Source organism: Cellulomonas sp. ICMP 17802, from assembly GCF_041295535.1.
In the GTDB taxonomy this organism is placed as follows: domain Bacteria; phylum Actinomycetota; class Actinomycetes; order Actinomycetales; family Cellulomonadaceae; genus Cellulomonas.
The window spans coordinates 1-18,965 of sequence record NZ_JBGFQZ010000023.1 but is presented as its reverse complement, the minus strand read 5'-3'; the positions used below and the strand labels follow the sequence as shown (position 1 = coordinate 18,965).

15 protein-coding genes and 1 pseudogene are annotated in these 18,965 nt (G+C 75.3%); 9 read left to right on the top strand and 7 right to left on the bottom strand.

The annotated features are described in order from the left end of the window. Nucleotides 1-69 precede the first annotated feature (69 nt). Both pepN and AB5970_RS14845 read left to right on the top strand, forming a co-directional pair. On the top strand, nt 70-2,664 hold the full coding sequence (pepN, locus tag AB5970_RS14850) for an aminopeptidase N (protein WP_370504715.1): 2,595 nt from the start codon (nt 70-72) through the stop codon (nt 2,662-2,664). A 120-nt stretch (nt 2,665-2,784) separates the two neighbouring features. Next, nucleotides 2,785-3,234: an HIT family protein gene (locus AB5970_RS14845; protein ID WP_370504714.1), complete on the top strand. Its 450-nt coding sequence runs from the start codon at nt 2,785-2,787 to the stop codon at nt 3,232-3,234. Between the two features lie 47 nt (nt 3,235-3,281). Here the strand turns inward: AB5970_RS14845 and AB5970_RS14840 are convergent, their stop codons facing one another. Further along, on the bottom strand, nt 3,282-3,812 hold the full coding sequence (locus AB5970_RS14840; protein WP_370504713.1) for a toxin: 531 nt from the start codon (nt 3,810-3,812) through the stop codon (nt 3,282-3,284). After that, complete coding sequence (gene malQ / locus AB5970_RS14835) at nt 3,812-5,944, bottom strand: 4-alpha-glucanotransferase (protein WP_370504712.1); 2,133 nt, start codon at nt 5,942-5,944, stop codon at nt 3,812-3,814. The genes AB5970_RS14840 and malQ overlap by 1 nt, the downstream gene beginning before the upstream one ends. Nucleotides 5,945-6,041: 97 nt before the next feature. Here malQ and AB5970_RS14830 point away from each other — a divergent pair, with 97 nt between their 5' ends. After that, complete coding sequence (locus AB5970_RS14830; protein WP_370504711.1) at nt 6,042-8,183, top strand: prolyl oligopeptidase family serine peptidase; 2,142 nt, start codon at nt 6,042-6,044, stop codon at nt 8,181-8,183. Beyond that, nucleotides 8,180-9,307: a mechanosensitive ion channel family protein gene (locus tag AB5970_RS14825; RefSeq protein WP_370504710.1), complete on the top strand. Its 1,128-nt coding sequence runs from the start codon at nt 8,180-8,182 to the stop codon at nt 9,305-9,307. Before AB5970_RS14830 ends, AB5970_RS14825 begins: the two co-directional genes overlap by 4 nt. Before the next feature lie 6 nt (nt 9,308-9,313). Here AB5970_RS14825 and AB5970_RS14820 read toward each other — a convergent pair whose 3' ends face one another. Together AB5970_RS14820 and AB5970_RS14815 are read right to left on the bottom strand one after the other, a co-directional pair. Beyond that, entirely contained in the window at nt 9,314-9,775 is a 462-nt protein-coding gene (locus tag AB5970_RS14820) for a PTS sugar transporter subunit IIA (RefSeq protein WP_370504709.1), read from the bottom strand. A gap of 16 nt (nt 9,776-9,791) precedes the next feature. Continuing rightward, entirely contained in the window at nt 9,792-10,022 is a 231-nt protein-coding gene (locus AB5970_RS14815; protein ID WP_370504708.1) for a glucose PTS transporter subunit EIIB, read from the bottom strand. A 149-nt stretch (nt 10,023-10,171) separates the two neighbouring features. Between AB5970_RS14815 and ptsP the strand changes: the two genes are divergently transcribed. The 5 genes from ptsP to AB5970_RS14790 all read left to right on the top strand — a co-directional run bounded on the left by ptsP (nt 10,172) and on the right by AB5970_RS14790 (nt 15,952). Then, nucleotides 10,172-11,881, top strand: a complete 1,710-nt coding sequence (gene ptsP, locus AB5970_RS14810) for a phosphoenolpyruvate--protein phosphotransferase (RefSeq protein ID WP_370504707.1) — start codon at nt 10,172-10,174, stop codon at nt 11,879-11,881. A gap of 22 nt (nt 11,882-11,903) precedes the next feature. Then, the gene (locus AB5970_RS14805) at nt 11,904-12,287 is read left to right on the top strand and encodes a globin (protein ID WP_370504706.1); all 384 of its coding nucleotides are present in this window, start codon (nt 11,904-11,906) and stop codon (nt 12,285-12,287) included. A 62-nt stretch (nt 12,288-12,349) separates the two neighbouring features. Further along, nucleotides 12,350-13,219, top strand: coding sequence for an acyl-CoA thioesterase (locus AB5970_RS14800; RefSeq protein ID WP_370504705.1), 870 nt, complete (start codon nt 12,350-12,352; stop codon nt 13,217-13,219). Between the two features lie 56 nt (nt 13,220-13,275). Beyond that, on the top strand, nt 13,276-14,280 hold the full coding sequence (locus AB5970_RS14795; RefSeq protein ID WP_370504704.1) for a DNA topoisomerase IB: 1,005 nt from the start codon (nt 13,276-13,278) through the stop codon (nt 14,278-14,280). Nucleotides 14,281-14,332: 52 nt separating this feature from the next. Beyond that, the gene (locus tag AB5970_RS14790) at nt 14,333-15,952 is read left to right on the top strand and encodes an SDR family oxidoreductase (protein WP_370504703.1); all 1,620 of its coding nucleotides are present in this window, start codon (nt 14,333-14,335) and stop codon (nt 15,950-15,952) included. On the opposite strand, the gene AB5970_RS14785 is transcribed toward AB5970_RS14790, so the two are convergent. From AB5970_RS14785 to AB5970_RS14775, 3 genes and pseudogenes are all read right to left on the bottom strand, one after another. Next, the gene (locus AB5970_RS14785; RefSeq protein WP_370504702.1) at nt 15,933-16,427 is read right to left on the bottom strand and encodes an acyl-CoA thioesterase; all 495 of its coding nucleotides are present in this window, start codon (nt 16,425-16,427) and stop codon (nt 15,933-15,935) included. The genes AB5970_RS14790 and AB5970_RS14785 overlap by 20 nt on opposite strands. 20 nt (nt 16,428-16,447) lie before the next feature. Next, nucleotides 16,448-18,076: a dynamin family protein gene (locus AB5970_RS14780; RefSeq protein ID WP_370504701.1), complete on the bottom strand. Its 1,629-nt coding sequence runs from the start codon at nt 18,074-18,076 to the stop codon at nt 16,448-16,450. Further along, nucleotides 18,073-18,965, bottom strand: a pseudogene (locus AB5970_RS14775) (ABC transporter); the annotation flags it as partial. The pseudogene AB5970_RS14775 and the gene AB5970_RS14780, both read right to left, overlap by 4 nt.

Here is an 18,965-nt window from a genome sequence, read left to right as displayed (position 1 = left end):
CGATGATCGACCCGGCCACGAGCCCGTCGTGCCTCACGTCGTCCCACCCGTCTCACAAGGAGAACCTGCGTGCCCGGAGAGAACCTCACCCGTGCCGAGGCGCGCGAGCGCGCCGCCGTCGTCGCCACCGAGTCGTACGAGGTCACCCTCGACCTGACGACCGGGCCGACGACCTTCGCCTCCCGCACGGTGGTGCGGTTCGCGGCGACAGCGGGCGCCAGCACCTTCATCGACCTCATCGCGCCGACCGTGCACGAGGTCACCCTCAACGGCCGGGCGCTGGACGTCGCGGACGTGGTGGCGGACTCCCGGATCCGGCTGGACGACCTCGCGGCGAGCAACGTGCTGGTCGTCGTCGCCGACGCCCCGTACATGAACACCGGCGAGGGCCTGCACCGCTTCGTCGACCCGGTCGACGACGAGGTCTACCTGTACTCGCAGTTCGAGGTGGCCGACTCCCGGCGCGTGTTCGCCGTGTTCGAGCAGCCGGACCTCAAGGCGACCTTCACGTTCACGGTGACGGCCCCCGCGCACTGGACGGTCGTGTCCAACTACCCGCAGGTCGGCGAGCCGGTGCCCGTCGAGGACGGCGTGAACCGCAACGGCGGTGTCGACAAGGGCACCGCGACCTGGTCGTTCGAGACGACCCCGCGCATCTCGTCGTACATCACCGCCGTCATCGCCGGGCCGTACCACGCGGAGCACCGCGAGCTCAGCAGCCAGGACGGCCGCACCATTCCCCTGGGCGTCTACTGCCGCGGGTCGCTGGCCGAGCACCTCGACACCGACAACATCGTCGACATCACGCGCGCCGGGTTCGACTTCTACGAGCGGGCCTTCGGGGTCGCCTACCCGTTCGCCAAGTACGACCAGCTCTTCGTGCCGGAGTTCAACGCGGGCGCCATGGAGAACGCGGGCGCGGTCACGTTCCTCGAGTCCTACGTGTTCCGGTCCAAGGTGCCTGAGGCCACGATCGAGCGCCGTGCGGTGACGATCCTGCACGAGCTGGCGCACATGTGGTTCGGCGACCTGGTGACCATGCGCTGGTGGGACGACCTGTGGCTCAACGAGTCGTTCGCCGAGTACATGTCGACGCTCGCGACCGCCCGTGCCACGCGCTGGACCAGCGCCTGGACCACGTTCTCCTCGCTGGAGAAGAACTGGGCCTACCGCCAGGACCAGCTGCCCTCGACGCACCCGATCGTCGCGGACATGCGGGACCTCGAGGACGTCGAGGTCAACTTCGACGGCATCACCTACGCCAAGGGCGCCAGCGTGCTCAAGCAGCTGGTGTCGTGGGTGGGCCAGGACGAGTTCTTCGACGGCGTGCGCGCCTACTTCGCCAAGCACGCGTGGGGCAACACCGAGCTGCGCGACTTCCTCACCGAGCTCGAGGCCACGAGCGGCCGCGACCTGTCCGCCTGGTCCGGCCTGTGGCTGGAGAAGGCCGGCGTCACGCTGCTGCGCCCGTCGCTCGAGGTCGACGACGCCGGCGTGATCACGTCGTTCGCGGTGCTGCAGGAGGTGCCCGACGAGCACCCCGTGCAGCGCCCCCACCGCCTCGCGATCGGCGGCTACGACCTCGCGGAGGGCCGCCTCGTCCGCACGGTCCACGTCGAGCTCGACATCGACGGTCCGCGCACCGAGGTCCCCGCCCTGGTCGGCGTGCCGCGGCCCGCGCTCCTGCTGGTCAACGACGACGACCTCGCGTACGCCAAGGTGCGCCTCGACGAGCAGTCGCTGGCCGCGTCGATCGACCTGCTGGGCTCGTTCGACGACTCGCTGCCCCGCACGCTCGTCTGGACCGCCGCCTGGGACGCCACGCGCGACGGCGAGGCGCCCGCCCGGGACTTCGTCGACCTCGTGCTGAACAACATCGCGCACGAGACGGACTCCTCGGTCGTGCTGGTCCTGCTCCGGCAGCTGTCCACCGCGCTCGACCTGTACGTGGCGCCCGAGCACCGCCTCGCCACCGAGACGGCCGCCGCCGACCGCCTGCTCGAGCTCGCGCGCGCCGCCGAGGCCGGCTCGGACACGCAGCTGCAGCTGGTCAAGTCCTTCGCGGGCCGCGCCGCCACCGCCGAGCAGCTGGACGCCGTCCGCGACCTGCTCGACGGCCAGGCGCAGCTCGACGGCCTGTCGATCGACACCGACCTGCGCTGGGAGCTGCTCACGTCCCTGGTCACCGGCGGCCGGGCCGGCGAGCCCGACATCGCCGCCCAGCTGGCCGACGACGCGACCGCGACCGGTCAGCGCGCCGCGGCGGCGGCCCGGGCGGCCGTGCCCACCGCCGAGGCCAAGGCGGCCGCGTGGACCGCCGTGGTGGACGGGGACGGGCTGCCCAACGCCCTGCAGGCCGCGACGATCGCCGGCTTCGGCCGCGTGCACGACCGGACGCTGCTGCTGCCGTTCGTCGAGCCGTACTTCGCGGGCCTGGAGACCGTGTGGGCCGACAAGACCAGCGAGATGGCGCAGAACATCGTCGTCGGCCTGTACCCCACGGACCTGGTCGACGAGGCGTCCGCCGACGTGCTCGGCGCGACCGACGCGTGGCTCGACGCCCACCCGGACGCGCCTGCGGCACTGCGCCGCCTGGTGCTCGAGTCCCGGGACGGCGTGCGCCGCGCGCTGGCCGCGCAGGAGGCGGACCGCCGCCGCGCCTGATCCCGCACCGCCGACGGGCCCGCACTCCTCCGGGGGGCGGGCCCGTCGCGTCGGCCCCGTCAGCGTCACCGACCAGAGACATCGAGGGCACGGGTCGGGTTGTCTGGCACCATCCGCCCCATGACTGACGATGAGACGGCAAGCGAGCACGAGTGCACCTTCTGCGCCATCGTCGCCGGGCGAGCGGAGGCAAGCCTCGTCCACGACGACGGGACCGCGGTGGTCTTCATGGATCTGAACCCGGTCACGCGCGGCCACCTTCTCGTCGCGCCACGCATGCACGCGGTCGGCCTCGAGGACCTCGACGCGACCACGAGCGCTCACGTCTGGTCGGTCGGTCATGCCATGGCACGTGCCTTGCGACGGTCGAGCCTGGCCTGCGAGGGGATCAACGTCCTCGTGTGCGACGGCGAGGTCGCCTTCCAGACCGTCCCCCACTTCCACCTCCACGTCATCCCTCGCTACGCGGGTGACGGCTGGACGATCGTTCCCGAGACGCAGGAACGGGACAGGTCGCTCCTCGACGTCGACGCGCGAGCGATCAGGGAGGCCTTCGCTTCGACGGACTGACCGGTCACGTCAGCGTCCCGCCGTGGCGCGGCCGCAGGCACGCCGGGCTAGAGAGCCATCAGCCAGCGCTGGGCCTCGCGCGGGCTGCGCAGGCGGACCACCGGGATCGCGGACTCCCGCGCCAGCTGCTCGTACCGCAGCCGGTAGGGCTCGTGCTGCGTCCACGACCACAGGACCACGTTCTGGTCGGGGTCGCGGCGCAGCAGGCTGCGGAGGTCCTCACGGTTGCCGTGCCAGAGCTCGGTCCTCAGCAGGCCGCGGCGGAGCGTCCGGCGGACCACCCGCGGCATGACCGTGCGGCGCGGGAAGTCGAGCCAGACGTAGGCGTCGGCGTCGTCCATCAGGTGTGCGAGGTTCGACGTCCAGTTCCCGTCCGCCACCCAGCCGGCCGGCGACGAGGCGACGAACGCCCGGACGAGCCCGCGCGCCTCGTCGACGTCGCGCTTGGTCCAGTCGGCGGCCCAGAACACCGCGTCGAGCTCGAGGTGCGGCAGACCGAGCCGCTCGGCCGCGCGGGCGGCGAATGTGGTCTTGCCCGACCCGGTGTTGCCCACGACGCGGAGACGACGCAGCTTCATCAGCTGTTGAGGACGGCCGCCAACGAGCGGAGGCGCTGGTTGGTGAACAGGTCCTCGACCAGCACCACGCGGCCCGAGCTGTCGGCCAAAGGGACCTTCCAGTTGGGGTACTCCTGGTCGGTCCCGGGCTGGTTCTGCGCGCGCCGCTCCCCCACCGCGTCGGCCAGCGAGACGCCCACCAGCACGGACGGCGTCGCCAGGACGTAGCGGTGCAGGGCCTCGACGATCTCGCGCTCGGAGGGGTCGTCGCCCACCAGGCCGCGGTCGCGCAGGACGCCGAGCATCTGGTCGCGCTCGGCCAGCGCCGCGGCCCGGACCACCTCGACCGGCTCGGTGAGCAGCCCGAGCCGCTCCCGGATGGCCACGTGCTCGCCCGCCAGGTAGCCGGCGCTGGGCGGCAGGTCGTGGGTGGTCACCGTGGCCAGCACCAGCGGCCGGTAGTGCTCGGGCGCCAGCGGTGCTCCGTGCATGTCCCGCTCGAACCACAGCACCGACGTGCCGAGGATCCCGCGGTCGGACAGGTAGTCGCGCACCCACGGCTCGACCACGCCGAGGTCCTCGCCGATCACCACGGCGCCGGCCCGGTGCGCCTCGAGGGCGAGGATGCCGACGAGCGCCTCGTGGTCGTACCGGACGTAGGCGCCGTCGCCGGCGTCGGCACCCTCGGGGATCCACCACAGCCGGAACAGGCCGATCACGTGGTCGATCCGGATGGCGCCCGCGTGCCGCAGGACCGTGCGGAGCATGTCGCGGTAAGGGCGGTAGGCGGCCCGGGCCAGGGCGTCGGGACGCCACGGCGGCTGCGACCAGTTCTGCCCCTGCTGGTTGTACATGTCCGGCGGGGCGCCGACGGTCGCGCCGCGGGCGAGCACGTCGCCCAGCGCCCAGACGTCGGCGCCCTGGGGATGCACCCCGACGGCCAGGTCGTGCATGATCCCCAGCGCCATGCCGCCGTCGAGCGCGGCCCGCTGCGCGTCGGCCAGCTGCTCGTCGGCCAGCCACTGCAGCCACATGTGGAACTCGACGCGCTCCGCCAGCTCCTCACGCAGGCTCGCCACCAGCGCCGACGCCGGGTCGAGCGCCTCCTGCGGCCACGCCGGAGCGTCGTCGTACTTCTCCGCGAGCGCGCACCAGAGCGCGAAGGTCTCGAGCCCCGCGCCCTCCTGCTCGACGAACGCGTCGAACGCCGCCTGCCGCGCGGCCGAGCGGGGCGCCGCGAACACGACCTCGAGGGCGGCCCGCTTGGCGGTCCAGGCGGCGTCGCGGTCGATCGGCCCGGCGTCGCCGTCCGCCGCCAGCACGGGCTCGGCGGCCCACTCGACCAGCGTGCGGTCCGCCGACGAGAGGTACCCGGCCTCGCGCACGTCCTCCACCCGGATGTACAGCGGGTTCACGAACCGGCGGGTGGTCGGCAGGTACGGCGACGGCGTGAGCGGGACGGTCGGCTCCGCGGCGTGCAGCGGGTTGATGAGCAGGAAGTCGGCGCCGAGCTCGCGACCGGCCAGCCAGCCGATCTCCGCCAGGTCGGCCAGGTCGCCCACGCCCCACGACGCGCGGGAGCGCACCGAGTAGAGCTGGGCCATGAGTCCCCACGCGCGGTGGCCCTGCAGCGCCGGGGGCAGCTGCAGCCGCGACGGGGTCACCACCAGGGGGCTGTGCGCCGACGCGCTGGGCCCCTCGGCGACCACCTCGTGCCAGCCGAGCGGCAGGTCGGGCGGCAGCGTGAACGTCGCGCGGCCGACCAGCCGGCCGTCGACGGTGCGCGGGTCCACCGTCACGTCGGCCTGGGACACCTCGCGCCGGCCGCCGCCCACCTCGGGGTCGAGCTCGATCCAGACCTCGACGGGGTCGCCGTGCGTGACGTGCACGGGCACGTGGGCCTGGCGCCCCTCGCGGACGACGAGCACCGGCGGCAGCACGCGGCGCCAGGGCATGTCCTCGACGTGCGCGATCGCGAGCTCGACCCGCTCGGGGGACGAGGCGTCGACGCCGAGCGCACCCAGCACCCCCTGCAGCGTGGCGGCCGAGGCCCGCCGGTTGCGGCCGTGGAAGTCCCAGTGGTCGGGGACCACGCCGTAGGCGGCCGCGAGGCGCAGCAGGGCGTCGGACGCGGTGCCGGGGTCGTCTGCCACAGACCGATCCTGCCAGAGCCACGCGCGCACGCAGGCCTGACGCTCCCGACGGGTGCCTCGCGTCGCGTCGCCCCCTCGCGTCGTAACCTTGCGGACCATGACCGCACCCGCTCTGCGCACCTACCCACCGGCCCCTCGGACCGACCTGGTCGAGGATCTCCACGGGCACCGGGTCGCCGACCCGTACCGCGCGCTCGAGGACGCCACGTCCGAGGTGACCGAGGCCTGGTCCGCCGCGCAGGACGACCTCTACGACGCCTACCGCGCGCAGCTGGGCGGCGCGGACGGCGCGTTCGCGACCGAGCGGCTCACCGAGCGCCTGCACGCGCTGCTCGGCGCCGGCTTCGTCAGCCCGCCGGCCTGGCGCGGCGACCGCCGGTTCTTCTCCCGGCGCTCCGGCGACCAGGAGCACGCGGTGGTCGTCGTGGCCGAGGGGGACGACGAGCGCGTGCTCATCGACCCCATCGCGCTCGACCCGGCGGGCACCACTACGCTCGACTCCTGGCAGCCGTCGAAGGAGGGGCACCTGGTGGCCTACCAGGTGTCGTCGGGCGGCACCGAGGAGAGCGTGCTCCACGTGCTCGACGTGGCCACGGGCGACCTGGTGGACGGCCCGATCGACCGCGCGCGGTACTCCCCCGTGGCCTGGCTGCCCGGCGGCGAGGCGTTCTTCTACGTGCGCCGGCTGCCGCCGGAGGACCTGCCCGCCGACGAGGCGCAGTACCACCGCCGCGTGTGGCTGCACACGCTGGGCACCCCCGCCGCGGACGACGTCGAGGTGTTCGGCGCGGGCCTGGACCACACGAACTATTACGGCGTGTCGGTCTCCCGCGACGGCCGCTGGCTCATCGTCTCGGCCTCGGCCGGCACCGCACCCCGCACGGACGTCTGGATCGCCGACCTGACGGCGACCGGGCCGGCGGCACCGGCGTTCGTCGAGGTCGCGGTCGGCCTCGACGCGGAGACGGGCGCCTGGGTGGCCCGCGACGGCCGCCTCTACGTGCACACCAACCTCGACGCGCCGCGCGGTCGCGTCGCGGTCACGGACCCGACCGCTCCGGGCGTCGAGCACTGGACGACCCTGGTGGGCGAGGACCCGACCGCGGTGCTGGAGGACGTCGCGTTCACCGACGGCGGCGGCGACCTCACCGACCCGGAGCTGCTGCTCGTGTCGTGGCGCCGGCACGCGGTGTCGGAGGTGACCGTGCACGACCCCCGGACCGGGTCGCGCTCCGGCGCCGTGGACCTGCCCGGGCTCGGCTCGATCTCCGGCCTGGTCACGCGGCCCGACGGCGGCCCGGAGGTCTGGTTCTCCTACGCCGACCACACCACGCCGACCACGGTCCACCGGTTCGACGCGCGCACCGGCGCGACGTCGCTGTGGGCCGCCCCGCCTGGACTCGTCGCCGACCTGCCCGACGTGCGAGCCCAGCAGATCGAGGTCACCAGCCCCGATGGCACCGTCGTGCGCGCGTTCGTCGTCGCGCGGACCGACGCGCTCGACGCGTCGGGGCGGCCGCTCGCGCCGGCGCCGACCATCCTCTACGGCTACGGCGGCTTCCAGATCTCGCTCGACCCCGCCTTCTCCGCCAGCACGCTCGCGTGGGTCGAGGCCGGCGGCGTGTACGTCGTCGCCAACCTGCGCGGGGGCGGCGAGGAGGGCGAGGAGTGGCACCGCGCCGGCATGCGCGCGCACAAGCAGAACGTGTTCGACGACTTCCACGCGGTGGGCGACCACCTCGTCGCGCAGGGCTGGACCACGCCCGCCGCGCTGGCGTGCTGGGGCGGCTCGAACGGCGGCCTGCTCGTCGGCGCCGCGCTGACCCAGCGCCCCGACCTCTTCGCGGCGGTCGTCTGCTCGGCGCCGCTGCTCGACATGGTGCGCTACCAGCGGTTCGGGCTCGGCGTGACGTGGACCGAGGAGTACGGCGACGCGGACGACCCCACCGAGCTCGGCTGGCTGCTGGGCTACTCGCCGTACCACCGCGTGGTCGACGGCACCGACTACCCCGCGACGCTGTTCACGGTCTTCGAGGGCGACACGCGTGTGGACCCGCTGCACGCCCGCAAGCTCGCGGCCGCGCTGCAGGCGGCGACCAGCGGCGACCGGCCCGTGCTGGTCCGGCGGGAGCGCGGCGTCGGCCACGGCGGTCGGGCGTTGTCCCGCACGATCGCGCTCACGGTCGAGCAGCTGCAGTTCGTCGCGGATCGCACCGGGCTGGCCGGGAGCGGCGCATGACCGGCGCGACGCCGAGCCCCGAGCCGCTCGTCCCGACCGACACCACCTCGCCGCAGTCGTGGGCCGACTGGTTCCTCGGCCTGCCGCTGCGGATCATCCTCATCGTCGGGATCAGCGGCATCGTGCTGGTGCTGCTGCGGCGCAGCATCCGCACGATCACCAACCACGTGGCCGAGGGCACCCCGTTCCTCGACCGCGGGATCCTCAAGCCGATCGGGCAGTCGGAGGTCGGCGGCGTGCTGGCCAAGGCGAACCCGCTCGCGAGCGCGCGCCGCGCCCAGCGGGCCCGGACCCTGGGGTCGGTGCTGCGCTCGACCGCGACGATCGTCGTCGGCGGCATCGCGTTCTTCCTCGTGCTCGCCGAGCTGGGCGTGAACCTCGCGCCGTTCATCGCCTCCGCGGGCGTCATCGGCGTCGCGGTCGGCTTCGGCGCGCAGAGCCTGGTCAAGGACTTCCTCACCGGGCTGTTCATGCTGCTCGAGGACCAGTACGGGGTGGGCGACGTGGTCGACGTCGGGCCGGCCAACGGGACGGTCGAGGCGGTCAGCCTGCGCGTCACCAAGATCCGCGACGCCGACGGCACCCTCTGGTACGTGCCCAACGGCACCATGCTGCGGGTCGGCAACAAGACCCAGGGCTGGGCGACCGCGGTGGTCGAGATCGACGTGGACTACTTCGCCGACCTGGACCAGGTGCGGTCGCTGCTCGCCCAGGCCGCGGCGCGCGTGGTGAAGGACCCCGTGGTCGGCACGCACGTCCTGGGCGAGCCGACGATCACCGGCATCGAGCGGCTCAGCGCGGACGCGGTCACGCTGCGCCTCAAGGTCAAGACGTCTCCCGCGATGCAGTGGCAGGTGGCGCGCGAGCTGCGGATCGCCGCGCGGGCCGCCCTGGAGCGGGCCGACGTGCCCCTCGCCGGGCAGCGGGACCTCCTGGCCACCCACCGGGCGGCGGCCCTGGGCGCCCACGACGGCGAGGAGCGGGGCGCCGGGGCCGACGCCGGGGAGCCCACGCCGCGGGACCCTCGGAACACCCCCCTCGACGACGCGGTCTCGGGCCGCGACGCGCGCGTGGCCGCCATCGGCGAGGAGCCCGTGGCGACGGAGGAGCCGGACCCCCGCTGAGGCGCGTCAGGCCCAGTCGAGGAGCGGGTCGCCGGCTTGCAGCGTGTCCCCGTCCGCAACCAGCACGGTCAGCGCCGCCGAGTCCGCCTGGAGCGCGACCACCGGGCAGATGGTGGCCAGCCCCGCGGCGGCGACGTCGAGGGGCGACCAGGTGATCAGGCGGTCCCCCGCGCGCACGGTCTGCCCGCCGTCGACGTGCAGCGTGAAGCCCTGGCCGGCCAGGCCGACCGTGTCGATGCCGAGGTGCACCAGGACGACGCGGCCCTCGCTCAGCTCGAGCGCGAACGCGTGCGGGTGCAGGGCACCGATCACGCCGTCGGCGGGCGCCAGCACGGTCTGGGACTGCACGTGCGGGGGCTCGATCGCGACGCCCGGGCCCACGATCCCCTCGGCGAACACCGGGTCGGGCACGGCGCTGACGGGTCGCAGCGTGCCCGCCAGCGGGCTCAGCAGCCGGAGCGTGGTCATCGGCTGCGGCGGGCGGTCAGCGCAGGCTGTCGAGCTCGGCGGCGAGGTTGTCGGCCTCGGGACCGACGATCACCTGGACGATGCGGCCGGAGCGCACGACGCCGAACGCCCCGCTGGCCTTGAGGGCGGGCTCGTCGACGAGGTGGGCGTCGTTCACCTCGACGCGCAGCCGGGTGATGCACGGCTCGAGGTCGACGACGTTCCCGTCGCCGCCCAGCGCTGCGAGGATCTGCTCTGCCTTGCTCATGGAACTCCCCAGCTCACGTGGCGCCGCTCGACGCACGCCACAGCCTAACCCTGAGACGGCGCTCACACGTCGGCGCGGCCGTGTCCCGCTGGCGTCCGCCGACGCCGAAGGACCACACTGCGACCAGGTCGACGAGGAGGTGGCACTGAGTGAGCGCCGTGAGCCCGGTGGACGCTGCACACCCGACGGTCATCACCGGGATCGGGGTGAGCCCCGGCCGCGTCGTCGCGCCGGCCGTGCTCATGCCGGACCCGGTCGCCGAGCCGCCGTCCGGCCGCCGCCTGCCGCCCGGCACCGACTACGCCGCGGCCGCGAAGCGGATCGGCGCGGCCTCCGAGGTGGTCCGGGCCGCGCTCGACGCCGCGGCGGACCGGGCCGAGGGCGACAGCGCCGACCTGCTGCACGCGACCGCGGCGATCGCCGCCGACCCCACCCTGGTGGCCGACGCCGAGCAGCGCGTCGTGGCCGACCAGCTGGTGCCCGAGCGCGCGGTCTGGGAGGCCGCGGAGGCCGTCGCCGCGCAGTTCGAGGCGCTCGGCGGCTACTTCGCGGAGCGCACGCGCGACATCGCCGACGTGCGCGACCGGCTCGTCGCCGAGCTCACCGGGCGACCCGCGCCCGGCGTGCCCGTGCACGAGGCGCCGTTCGTGCTGGTGGCCGCGGACCTGGCCCCGGCGATCGTCGCGACCCTCGACGTCGACCGCGTCCGCGCGATCGTCACCGGTACCGGCGGTCCCACGTCGCACACGGCGATCCTGGCCCGCGCGCGCGGCATCCCGACGGTCGTGGCGGCCCGCGGCGCTGAGGCGGCGGTGCAGGCCGAGACCCTGGTGCTGGTCGACGGCTCGGCGGGCACGGTCACCATCGACCCCACCGACGAGCAGGTCGCCGCCGCGCTCGCGCTGGCCGCGCACGTGCGCACGTTCGACGGCCACGGGCACACCGCGGACGGGCACCACGTCGAGCTGCTGGCCAACGTGGGCGACCCCGCCGACGCCGGGCCGGCCGCGGCGGCGGGCGCCGAGGGCGTCGGGCTGTTCCGCACCGAGTTCGGGTTCCTCGACCGCGAGGAGGCGCCGAGCATCGACGAGCAGGTGGCGGCCTACCGCAAGGTGCTCGCCGCGTTCCCCGGCCGCAAGGTCGTCGTCCGCACGCTCGACGCCGGCGCGGACAAGCCGCTCCCGTTCCTCGCCGGGGACCCCGAGGTCAACCCCGCGCTCGGCGTGCGCGGGCTGCGCACGGCCGTGCGGCACCCCGAGGTGCTGCAGGACCAGCTCGCGGCGATCGCGCAGGCGGCCGCCGCGGAGACCGCCGAGGTCTGGGTCATGGCGCCGATGGTCTCCACCGTCGACGAGACCGCGCAGTTCGTCGCGGCGTGCGCGGCGCACGGGCTGGGCGTCGCGGGCGTGATGATCGAGGTGCCCAGCGCGGCACTGCTGGCCGGGCCGATCCTGGCGCACGCGTCGTTCGCGAGCATCGGTACCAACGACCTCACGCAGTACGCGATGGCCGCCGACCGGCTGCTGGGCGCCGTGGCGGAGCTGTCCGACCCGTGGCAGCCGGCGGTCCTGCACCTCGTGGCCGCGGCCTGCCGCGGCGGCGCCCAGCAGGGCCGGCCGGTCGGCGTCTGCGGCGAGGCGGCCGCCAACCCGGCGCTCGCCGCCGTGCTGGTGGGGCTCGGCGTCTCGTCGCTGTCGATGACCCCGCGCGCGCTGCCCGACGTCGCCGCCCTGCTCGCGGCGGTGTCGCTGGAGGACTGCCGACGCCTCGCGCAGCTCGCGCTCGACGCGTCCAGCGCCGCCGACGCCAGGGCTGTCGTCCGCGCGGGCCTGCCCGTGCTGGAGGAGCTGGGGCTCTGAGTCCGCGTGTGAGGATGGCCGCGTGAGATCCGACTCCTTCTACGCGGCGATCGGCGGCCACGACACGTTCGTCCGCCTGGTCGACGAGTTCTACCGCGGCGTCGCCGACGACCCGGTGCTGCGCCCCATGTACCCCGAGCAGGACCTCGGCCCCGCCGCCGAGCGGCTGACCCTGTTCCTCGAGCAGTACTGGGGCGGACCGACCACGTACTCGGACCAGCGCGGGCACCCGCGGCTGCGCATGCGGCACGCGCCGTTCAAGGTGAACCCGGACGCGCGCGACCGCTGGCTCCTGCACATGCGCGCCGCCGTCGACAGCCTGGACCTCGCGCCGATGCACCAGGCGCAGCTGTGGGACTACCTCGAGCGGGCCGCGCACTCGATGCTCAACACCTTCGACGACTGAGCGACCGACATCACGCTCCCGGCGGCCGTGCCGGGCGCACCGGTCGTGAGACGCTGCGGGCCATGACCACCGAGCCCGACCCGTCCGCCCCCGTCCTCGACATCCTGCGGCTGGCGGAGGACCCGGCGGCCGCGGACCAGTTCACCGGTCGCAGCCTGCCGCAGCCCAGCGGCCGGGTGTTCGGGGGCCAGGTGCTCGCGCAGTCGCTGCTCGCCGCGGGCCGGACGGTGCCCGACAGCCGCCTGCCGCACTCCATGCACGGCTACTTCCTGCGCGCCGGCGACGTGCGCGAGCCCATCACGTTCGCGGTCGAGCGGCTGCGCGACGGCCGGTCGTTCAGCGCCCGCCGGACGCACGCGCTGCAGGGCGGCGAGGCGATCCTGTCGATGATCGCGTCGTTCCAGGAGCAGCAGCCCGGCCTCGACTACGCCGACCCGATGCCCGCCGGGATCCCCGGCCCGGACGAGGTGCCGTCGGCCCTGGACGTGCTGGGCGGCATCGACCACCCGGTCGCCAAGTTCTGGACGCAGGAGGCCGCGTTCGACGTCCGGCACGTCGACGGGTCGATCTACCTCGGCCCGCCCAAGGAGGCGACCGGTCAGCAGGCCGTGTGGTTCCGCTCGCGCGGCCCGCTGCCCGACGACCAGCTGCTGCACCGGGCGCTGCTGGCGTACGCGTGCGACCAGGTGATGCTCGAGCCGATCCTGCGCCGGGCGGGCCGGTCGTGGGTGACCCGCGGCCTGTCGATCGCGAGCCTGGACCACGCCATGTGGTGGCACCGCGACGTCCGGGTCGACGACTGGCTCGTGTACGTGCAGTCCACGCCGAGCGCCCAGGGCGGGCGCGGCCTGGGCGCGGCGCGCGTGTTCACGCAGGACGGGGTGCTCGTCGCGTCCGTCGCGCAGGAGGGCATGGTCCGCTTCCCGGACTGACCGCAGGGCCGACCGCTCCCCGCGCGCGCGGCCCGTGGCCGGGTGACACTGCCCGGATGGTCCGCCTGCGCCGCGTCCGCCTCGACGCCCCCGGTTGGTCGCGACGCCGCGCCGGCCGGGGGTTCGTCTACCTCGACTTCGAGAAGGTCCGCATCGTCGACGAGGAGCACCTCGAGCGGATCACCACGCTCGCCATCCCGCCCGCGTGGCGCGAGGTCTGGATCAGCCCGTGGCCCAACGGGCACATCCAGGCGGCCGGGCTCGACGACGCCGAGCGGCGCCAGTACCTGTACCACCAGCAGTGGACCGTCCGCCGGGGCCGCCTCAAGCACGACCGCGTGCTGGAGATCGCCCGCCGGCTGCCCGCCGCCCGGCGCCGGGTCCGCGCGCACCTGGCGCTCGAGGGGATGCCGCGCGAGAAGGTGCTGGCCCTGGCCTTTCGCCTGCTCGACCTCGCCTACCTGCGGGTCGGCGGCGAGGGCTACGCGCTCCAGCACGGCTCGTACGGTCTGGCCACCCTGCTGCGCTCGCACGTCCGCGTGCTCGCCCCCGAGAGCGACGGCGACCCGGGCCGCGTGCACCTGCACTTCCCCGCCAAGTCCGGTCAGGTGCGGGACACCGTGGTCGAGGACGACGACGTCGCCACCCTGGTGCGGACCCTGACCCGGCGTCGGGACGACGGCGAGGAGCTGCTCGCGTGGCGCGACGACGAGGGCGGCTGGCACGACGTGACCAGCGCGGACGTCGGCGCGTACGTCAAGGCACAGCTGGGCGAGGACGCCACCCCGAAGGACTTCCGCACGTGGCACGCGACCGTGCTGGCCGCCCGCGGCCTGGCCGACGCCGGCGCCCCGCCGGCGTCCGAGCGCGCACGGCGGCGCGTGGTCACGGACGTGGTGCGCGCCGTCGCCGAGGAGCTGGGCAACACGCCGGCCGTGTGCCGGGCGTCCTACATCGACCCGCGGATCATCGACCTCTGGGAGCGCGGCGAGACGATCCGGCCGACCCGGTCGCAGGCCGTGGCGGAGCGGCGGACGCTCGCGTTGCTGAGGGAGCGCTGAGGATCCGGCCCGAGCGGGTGCGGGTCCGCACGGTGCACCGCAGACTGCCCTGATGGCCACTGCCCCGGACGACCTCCTGCCCGCCCCGGTCGCGGCGACCCTCGGCGGGCTCGTCCCCGGGCTCGGGCCCGACGGCCATCCCCGGCCCGACGCCCCGCTCGTCGCCGTCACCGGGGTCACCGGGTACGTCGGCGGTCGGCTGGTGCCGGAGCTGCTGGCCGCGGGCTACCGCGTGCGGGCGATCGCGCGCCACCCCGACCGGCTGCGCGGGCGGCCCTGGTTCGACGACGTCGAGGTCGCCTCGGCCGACGCGTCCGAGCCCGAGCAGATCCGCGCGGCGCTCGAGGGCGTCGACGTCGCGTACTACCTCATCCACTCGCTGGGCTCGGGCCGCAGCTTCGAGTCGACCGACCGCCACACGGCCCTGACGTTCGGCCAGGCGGCGCGCGAGGCCGGCGTCGGGCGCGTGGTCTACCTCGGCGGCCTGTACCCCGCGGGCGAGGACCTCTCGCCGCACCTGGCGTCGCGCACCGAGGTGGGCGAGATCCTGCTGGCCAGCGGCGTGCCGACCACCGTGCTGCGCGCCGCCGTCATCCTGGGGTCCGGCTCCGCGTCGTTCGAGATGATGCGCTACCTCACCGAGCGGCTGCCCGCGATGACGGTCCCGCGCTGGGTGGAGAACCGGATCCAGCCGATCGCGATCCGCGACGTGCTGCGCTACCTGGTGGGCTCGGCCGCCATGCCCCGCGAGATCAACCGGGGGTTCGACATCGGCGGCCCGGACGTGCTGACCTACCGCGAGATGATGCAGCGCTACGCGCAGGCCGCGGGGCTGCCGCGGCGGATCATCGTCGGCGTCGGCGTGCTCACGCCGCGCCTGTCGAGCCTGTGGGTGTCACTGGTGACGCCCGTCCCGTCCGGCCTGGCGCGGCCGCTGGTCGAGTCGCTGGTGCACGAGGTGGTGTGCGACGAGCACGATATCGCCGCGCACGTGCCGGACCCGCCCGGCGGCCTGATCGGGTTCGACCGTGCCGTCCGGCTGGCCCTGCAGCGCGTGCAGGACGCCGCCGTGAGCACCCGCTGGTCGTCGGCCTCGGTGCCGGGCGCCCCGAGCGACCCGCTGCCCAGCGACCCCGACTGGGCTGGGGGGTCGCTGTTCGTCGACGAGCGCCGGGTCACCGTCGACGCCTCGCCGGCCGCCCTGTGGCGCGTGCTCGAGTCGGTCGGCGGCGAGCACGGCTGGTACTCGTGGGGGCTCGCGTGGCGCGTCCGCGGGCTGGCCGACCGGCTGGTGGGCGGTCCGGGCCTGCGCCGCGGTCGCCGCGACCCCCGGCAGCTGCTGGTGGACGACGCCGTCGACTTCTGGCGCGTCGAGGCCATCGAGCCCGGGCGGCTGCTGCGCCTGCGGGCCGAGATGCGGGTACCCGGCCTCGCGTGGCTCGAGCTGCGGGTCGAGCCGGGCGGCGCCGCCCCGGACTCCGCGCCGACCGTGTTCTCGCAGCGCGCGCTGTTCCACCCGAAGGGCCTGCTGGGCCAGCTCTACTGGTGGTCGGTGTACCCGTTCCACGGGGTGGTGTTCGGCGGGATGCAGCGCAACATCGCCCGCGCGGCCGAGACGGCGGAGCGCGCCCGGACGGACCGCGCGCGGACCGTCAGCGGCGCCGGCGGATGACCACCGGCTCCTCCAGGTACGCGCCCCACGCCTCCCGGCCGACCGCGTCGATGCGCCGCGGCGCACCCGTGGCGGCGTCGACCAGCACGAGCGTGGTGACCGCGCGCGCGTAGGTGACGCGGTCCGGGCTCGGCTCGCCGGCGTCGCGCACCTCGTAGCAGACGTCGAGGCTCGCGCCGCCGAGGTACCCGATCCACATCTCCACGATCACCGGCGTCCGGCGGTACCCCAGAGGCTTGAGGTACTCGATCTCCTGGCGCGCGACGAGCGTGGACAGCTCGGCGCCCGGGCCCGCGTCCAGCACCGCGGTGGGCCACGAGCTCTCGACCCGGCTGCCGTCGGGCGCCGCGGGGTGGCTCCAGAACGCCTCGATCCGGGCCTCCTCGAGCAGCCGGAGCATCTCGACGTTGTTGACGTGCTGGTAGGCGTCCATGTCCGACCAGCGCAGCTGGACGGGAACCTCGAGGCGAGTCATGCCGACGATCCTAGGAGCCGTCAGGCCGCCGCCTTCGACGCGGCCACGCGGCACCGCGCCAGCGCGTCCATCTCGGCGGCGACCGGGCCGATGACGTGGTCGTTCACCGCGAGCGCCACGGACGCCCCGAGCTTCCGGCGGGCGCGGGCGGCTCGGCGGCGGCCCGCGAGCGCGCCGAGCACCCAGCCGAGCCCAGCCACCAGCACGCCCGCGAGCGCGCCCGCGAGGAGCAGGAACGTCGGCGCGGGGATGCCCCACCACATCGGCGTGTCGGGCGCGGGCAGCCGGAGCCACCCGAGCCCCGCGAGGACGACGAGCCACAGCAGCCCCGCCACCGCCACCGCGAGCAGCGCCCACTGGAGCAGCGCGAGCACGCGCCACGTCCACGGCACGCCCGCAGCCGCGACCGGGACGCGGACGACCGTCCGGTCGAGCACGTCGTCGAGGTCGACCTGGGCCGCCCGGGTCCGGGCCGCGAGCACCCAGTCGTCCGGCGCGCCGGACGTCGCCGCGTCCACGTACGTGCGGACGGCGCTCAGGGCCGCGGCCCGCTCCCCCGCGCCCGGCGCCGACCGCGAGGAGCGCAGCAGGTCGTCCTGACCCGCCTGGGCGCGCTCGCGACCGAGCCCCAGCCGCCGCAGCGGGTCGGGGCGCAGCCGCGCGACCCAGCGCGTCACCGGCCACCCGGTGGTCGCGCGGGCGGACCGGCGCGTCGAGCGGCGCACGGCGTCGGCGACCTCGTCGATCCCCGCGGCCGTCTCCCACGTGCGGACCAGCGCCGCCGCGGCACCGACCTCCCGGCGGGTGTTGGGCGCGCGGCCGCACGCGTCGACCAGCGCCCGGGCCACGAGCCGGACGTCGCCCGTGACCCGCTCGGTGGCGGCCAGCCGGCGCTGCGCCGCCCGGGCCAGCAGCTCCCTCAGCTCCGCGACGCCGGCGCCCGTGGTCGCGCTGACCGCCAGCACCGGCGACGCCGCGAGCCCGTCCTCCGCGGCCAGCCGCTGCAGGTCGGCCACCATCGCGCGCTGCTCGGCGATGCTCAGCCGGTCGGCCTGGTTGAGCACGAGCACGACGACGCCGGCGTGGTCGGCGAGCCCGCGCAGGTAGCGCGCGTGCAGGGCGGCGTCCGCGTACTTCTGCGGGTCCACCACCCAGACCAGCAGGTCGACGCGCTGGTACAGCCGCTCCGCGATCGTGCGGTGCTCGGTCACCACCGAGTCGTGGTCGGGCAGGTCGAGCAGCACCAGCCCGGTGGCCGACGCCTGCAGCACCCTGCTGCCGGCCACGTGGCGCTCCTGCACGTCGAGCCAGTCGAGGAGCTCGTCGGCGCCCTGCACGTCGGTGGTCCCGGACCGCTCCGGCACGATCACGGCGACCGGCCGCCCCGTCGTCGGCCGGCGGACCCCGGGTTCCGCGATCCGCGCCTCCGCGAGGGCGTTGAGCAGCGACGACTTGCCCGAGCCCGTCGCGCCCGCCAGCGCGACGACCGTGTACTCACCCGAGAGGGCCGCGCGGTCCCGCGCCCGCGCCACCACCGCGGCCGGGGCCTCGAGCGACGCGTCGGGCAACCGCCCGCGCGCCAGACCGACGGCCTCGTCCAGCGCGGCGACGCGCGTGCGCAGGCTCCCCGGTGACGCGCTCGGACTCACCCCTGCCCCCCGAACCAGCGGCTCCACCACCGGGCGCGCGGCGCCGACTCCGGCCCGTGGACGCGCGCGGTGGACCTCTGGACGGCGCCGGTCCCCCGCAGGTTCCCGTGCCCACCCGCCGGCAGCTCCCCGGCGCCCCAGGCCGTCGGGGTCGGCCGGGCGGCCATGGCCGTGCGCACCCGGTCGGCCGCCGCGCGCAGGTCGTCGCCGTCGCGACCCGCCGCTCCCATGGCGTCGAGCTGTCGCGTGAACCTCGTGGACTCCTCCTCCAGCAGCGCGCCCGTGCGGACCGCCAGCCGCGTCTCGGCCTCCTGCGTGAGGCGGCGGACGGCGTCGTCGCCGAACACCGCCTCGAGCACCCGTTGCGCGAGGAGCGCCGAGCCGCCGACGATGCCGATCTCGGCGCCCGTGAGCCCGCCCGTCGAGGCGAAGACCGCGACCATGAGCACCGCACCGAGCCCGTTGACGCCGTACGACGCGGCCCGGGCGGCCGTCCGGCGCCCGGCGCCCTCGGTCTCGACCAGCGCCAGCACGTCGCCCTGCCAGGCCCGCACCTGCTCGGCCGTGCGCGTGCGCAGGTCCCCGGACGCGCGGGACAGCGCCAGCCCGTCGAGCAGCGCGATCCCCGCGGGGTCGTGGCGCCAGACCGAGTGCGCCGTCTCGGCCGCCTCCTCCGCCGCGTCCTGGATGACGGCCGACAGCCCGTGCGCGACCGCCTCCACCAGCGCCGGCTCGGCGGCCCTCCGCCCGCGCACGAAGCCGACCACCCGGTCGCGCAGCCTCGACACCCCCTGCTCCAGGGTGCGGAACCACTCGCTGGTGCCGACCACGTCCTGCCACCGCGCCAGCACCTCGCCGCGCAGCAGCGACCCGTCCGACGTCGCGTGCG

Bases quoted from the DNA above. Each gene is read 5' to 3' on its own strand.
- AB5970_RS14845 (WP_370504714.1), top strand. From the start codon at position 2,785: ATGACTGACGATGAGACGGCAAGCGAGCACGAGTGCACCTTCTGCGCC.
- AB5970_RS14840 (WP_370504713.1), bottom strand. From the start codon at position 3,812: ATGAAGCTGCGTCGTCTCCGCGTCGTGGGCAACACCGGGTCGGGCAAG.
- AB5970_RS14830 (WP_370504711.1), top strand. From the start codon at position 6,042: ATGACCGCACCCGCTCTGCGCACCTACCCACCGGCCCCTCGGACCGAC.
- AB5970_RS14825 (WP_370504710.1), top strand. From the start codon at position 8,180: ATGACCGGCGCGACGCCGAGCCCCGAGCCGCTCGTCCCGACCGACACC.
- AB5970_RS14820 (WP_370504709.1), bottom strand. From the start codon at position 9,775: ATGACCACGCTCCGGCTGCTGAGCCCGCTGGCGGGCACGCTGCGACCC.
- AB5970_RS14815 (WP_370504708.1), bottom strand. From the start codon at position 10,022: ATGAGCAAGGCAGAGCAGATCCTCGCAGCGCTGGGCGGCGACGGGAAC.
- AB5970_RS14800 (WP_370504705.1), top strand. From the start codon at position 12,350: ATGACCACCGAGCCCGACCCGTCCGCCCCCGTCCTCGACATCCTGCGG.
- AB5970_RS14795 (WP_370504704.1), top strand. From the start codon at position 13,276: ATGGTCCGCCTGCGCCGCGTCCGCCTCGACGCCCCCGGTTGGTCGCGA.
- AB5970_RS14790 (WP_370504703.1), top strand. From the start codon at position 14,333: ATGGCCACTGCCCCGGACGACCTCCTGCCCGCCCCGGTCGCGGCGACC.
- AB5970_RS14785 (WP_370504702.1), bottom strand. From the start codon at position 16,427: ATGACTCGCCTCGAGGTTCCCGTCCAGCTGCGCTGGTCGGACATGGAC.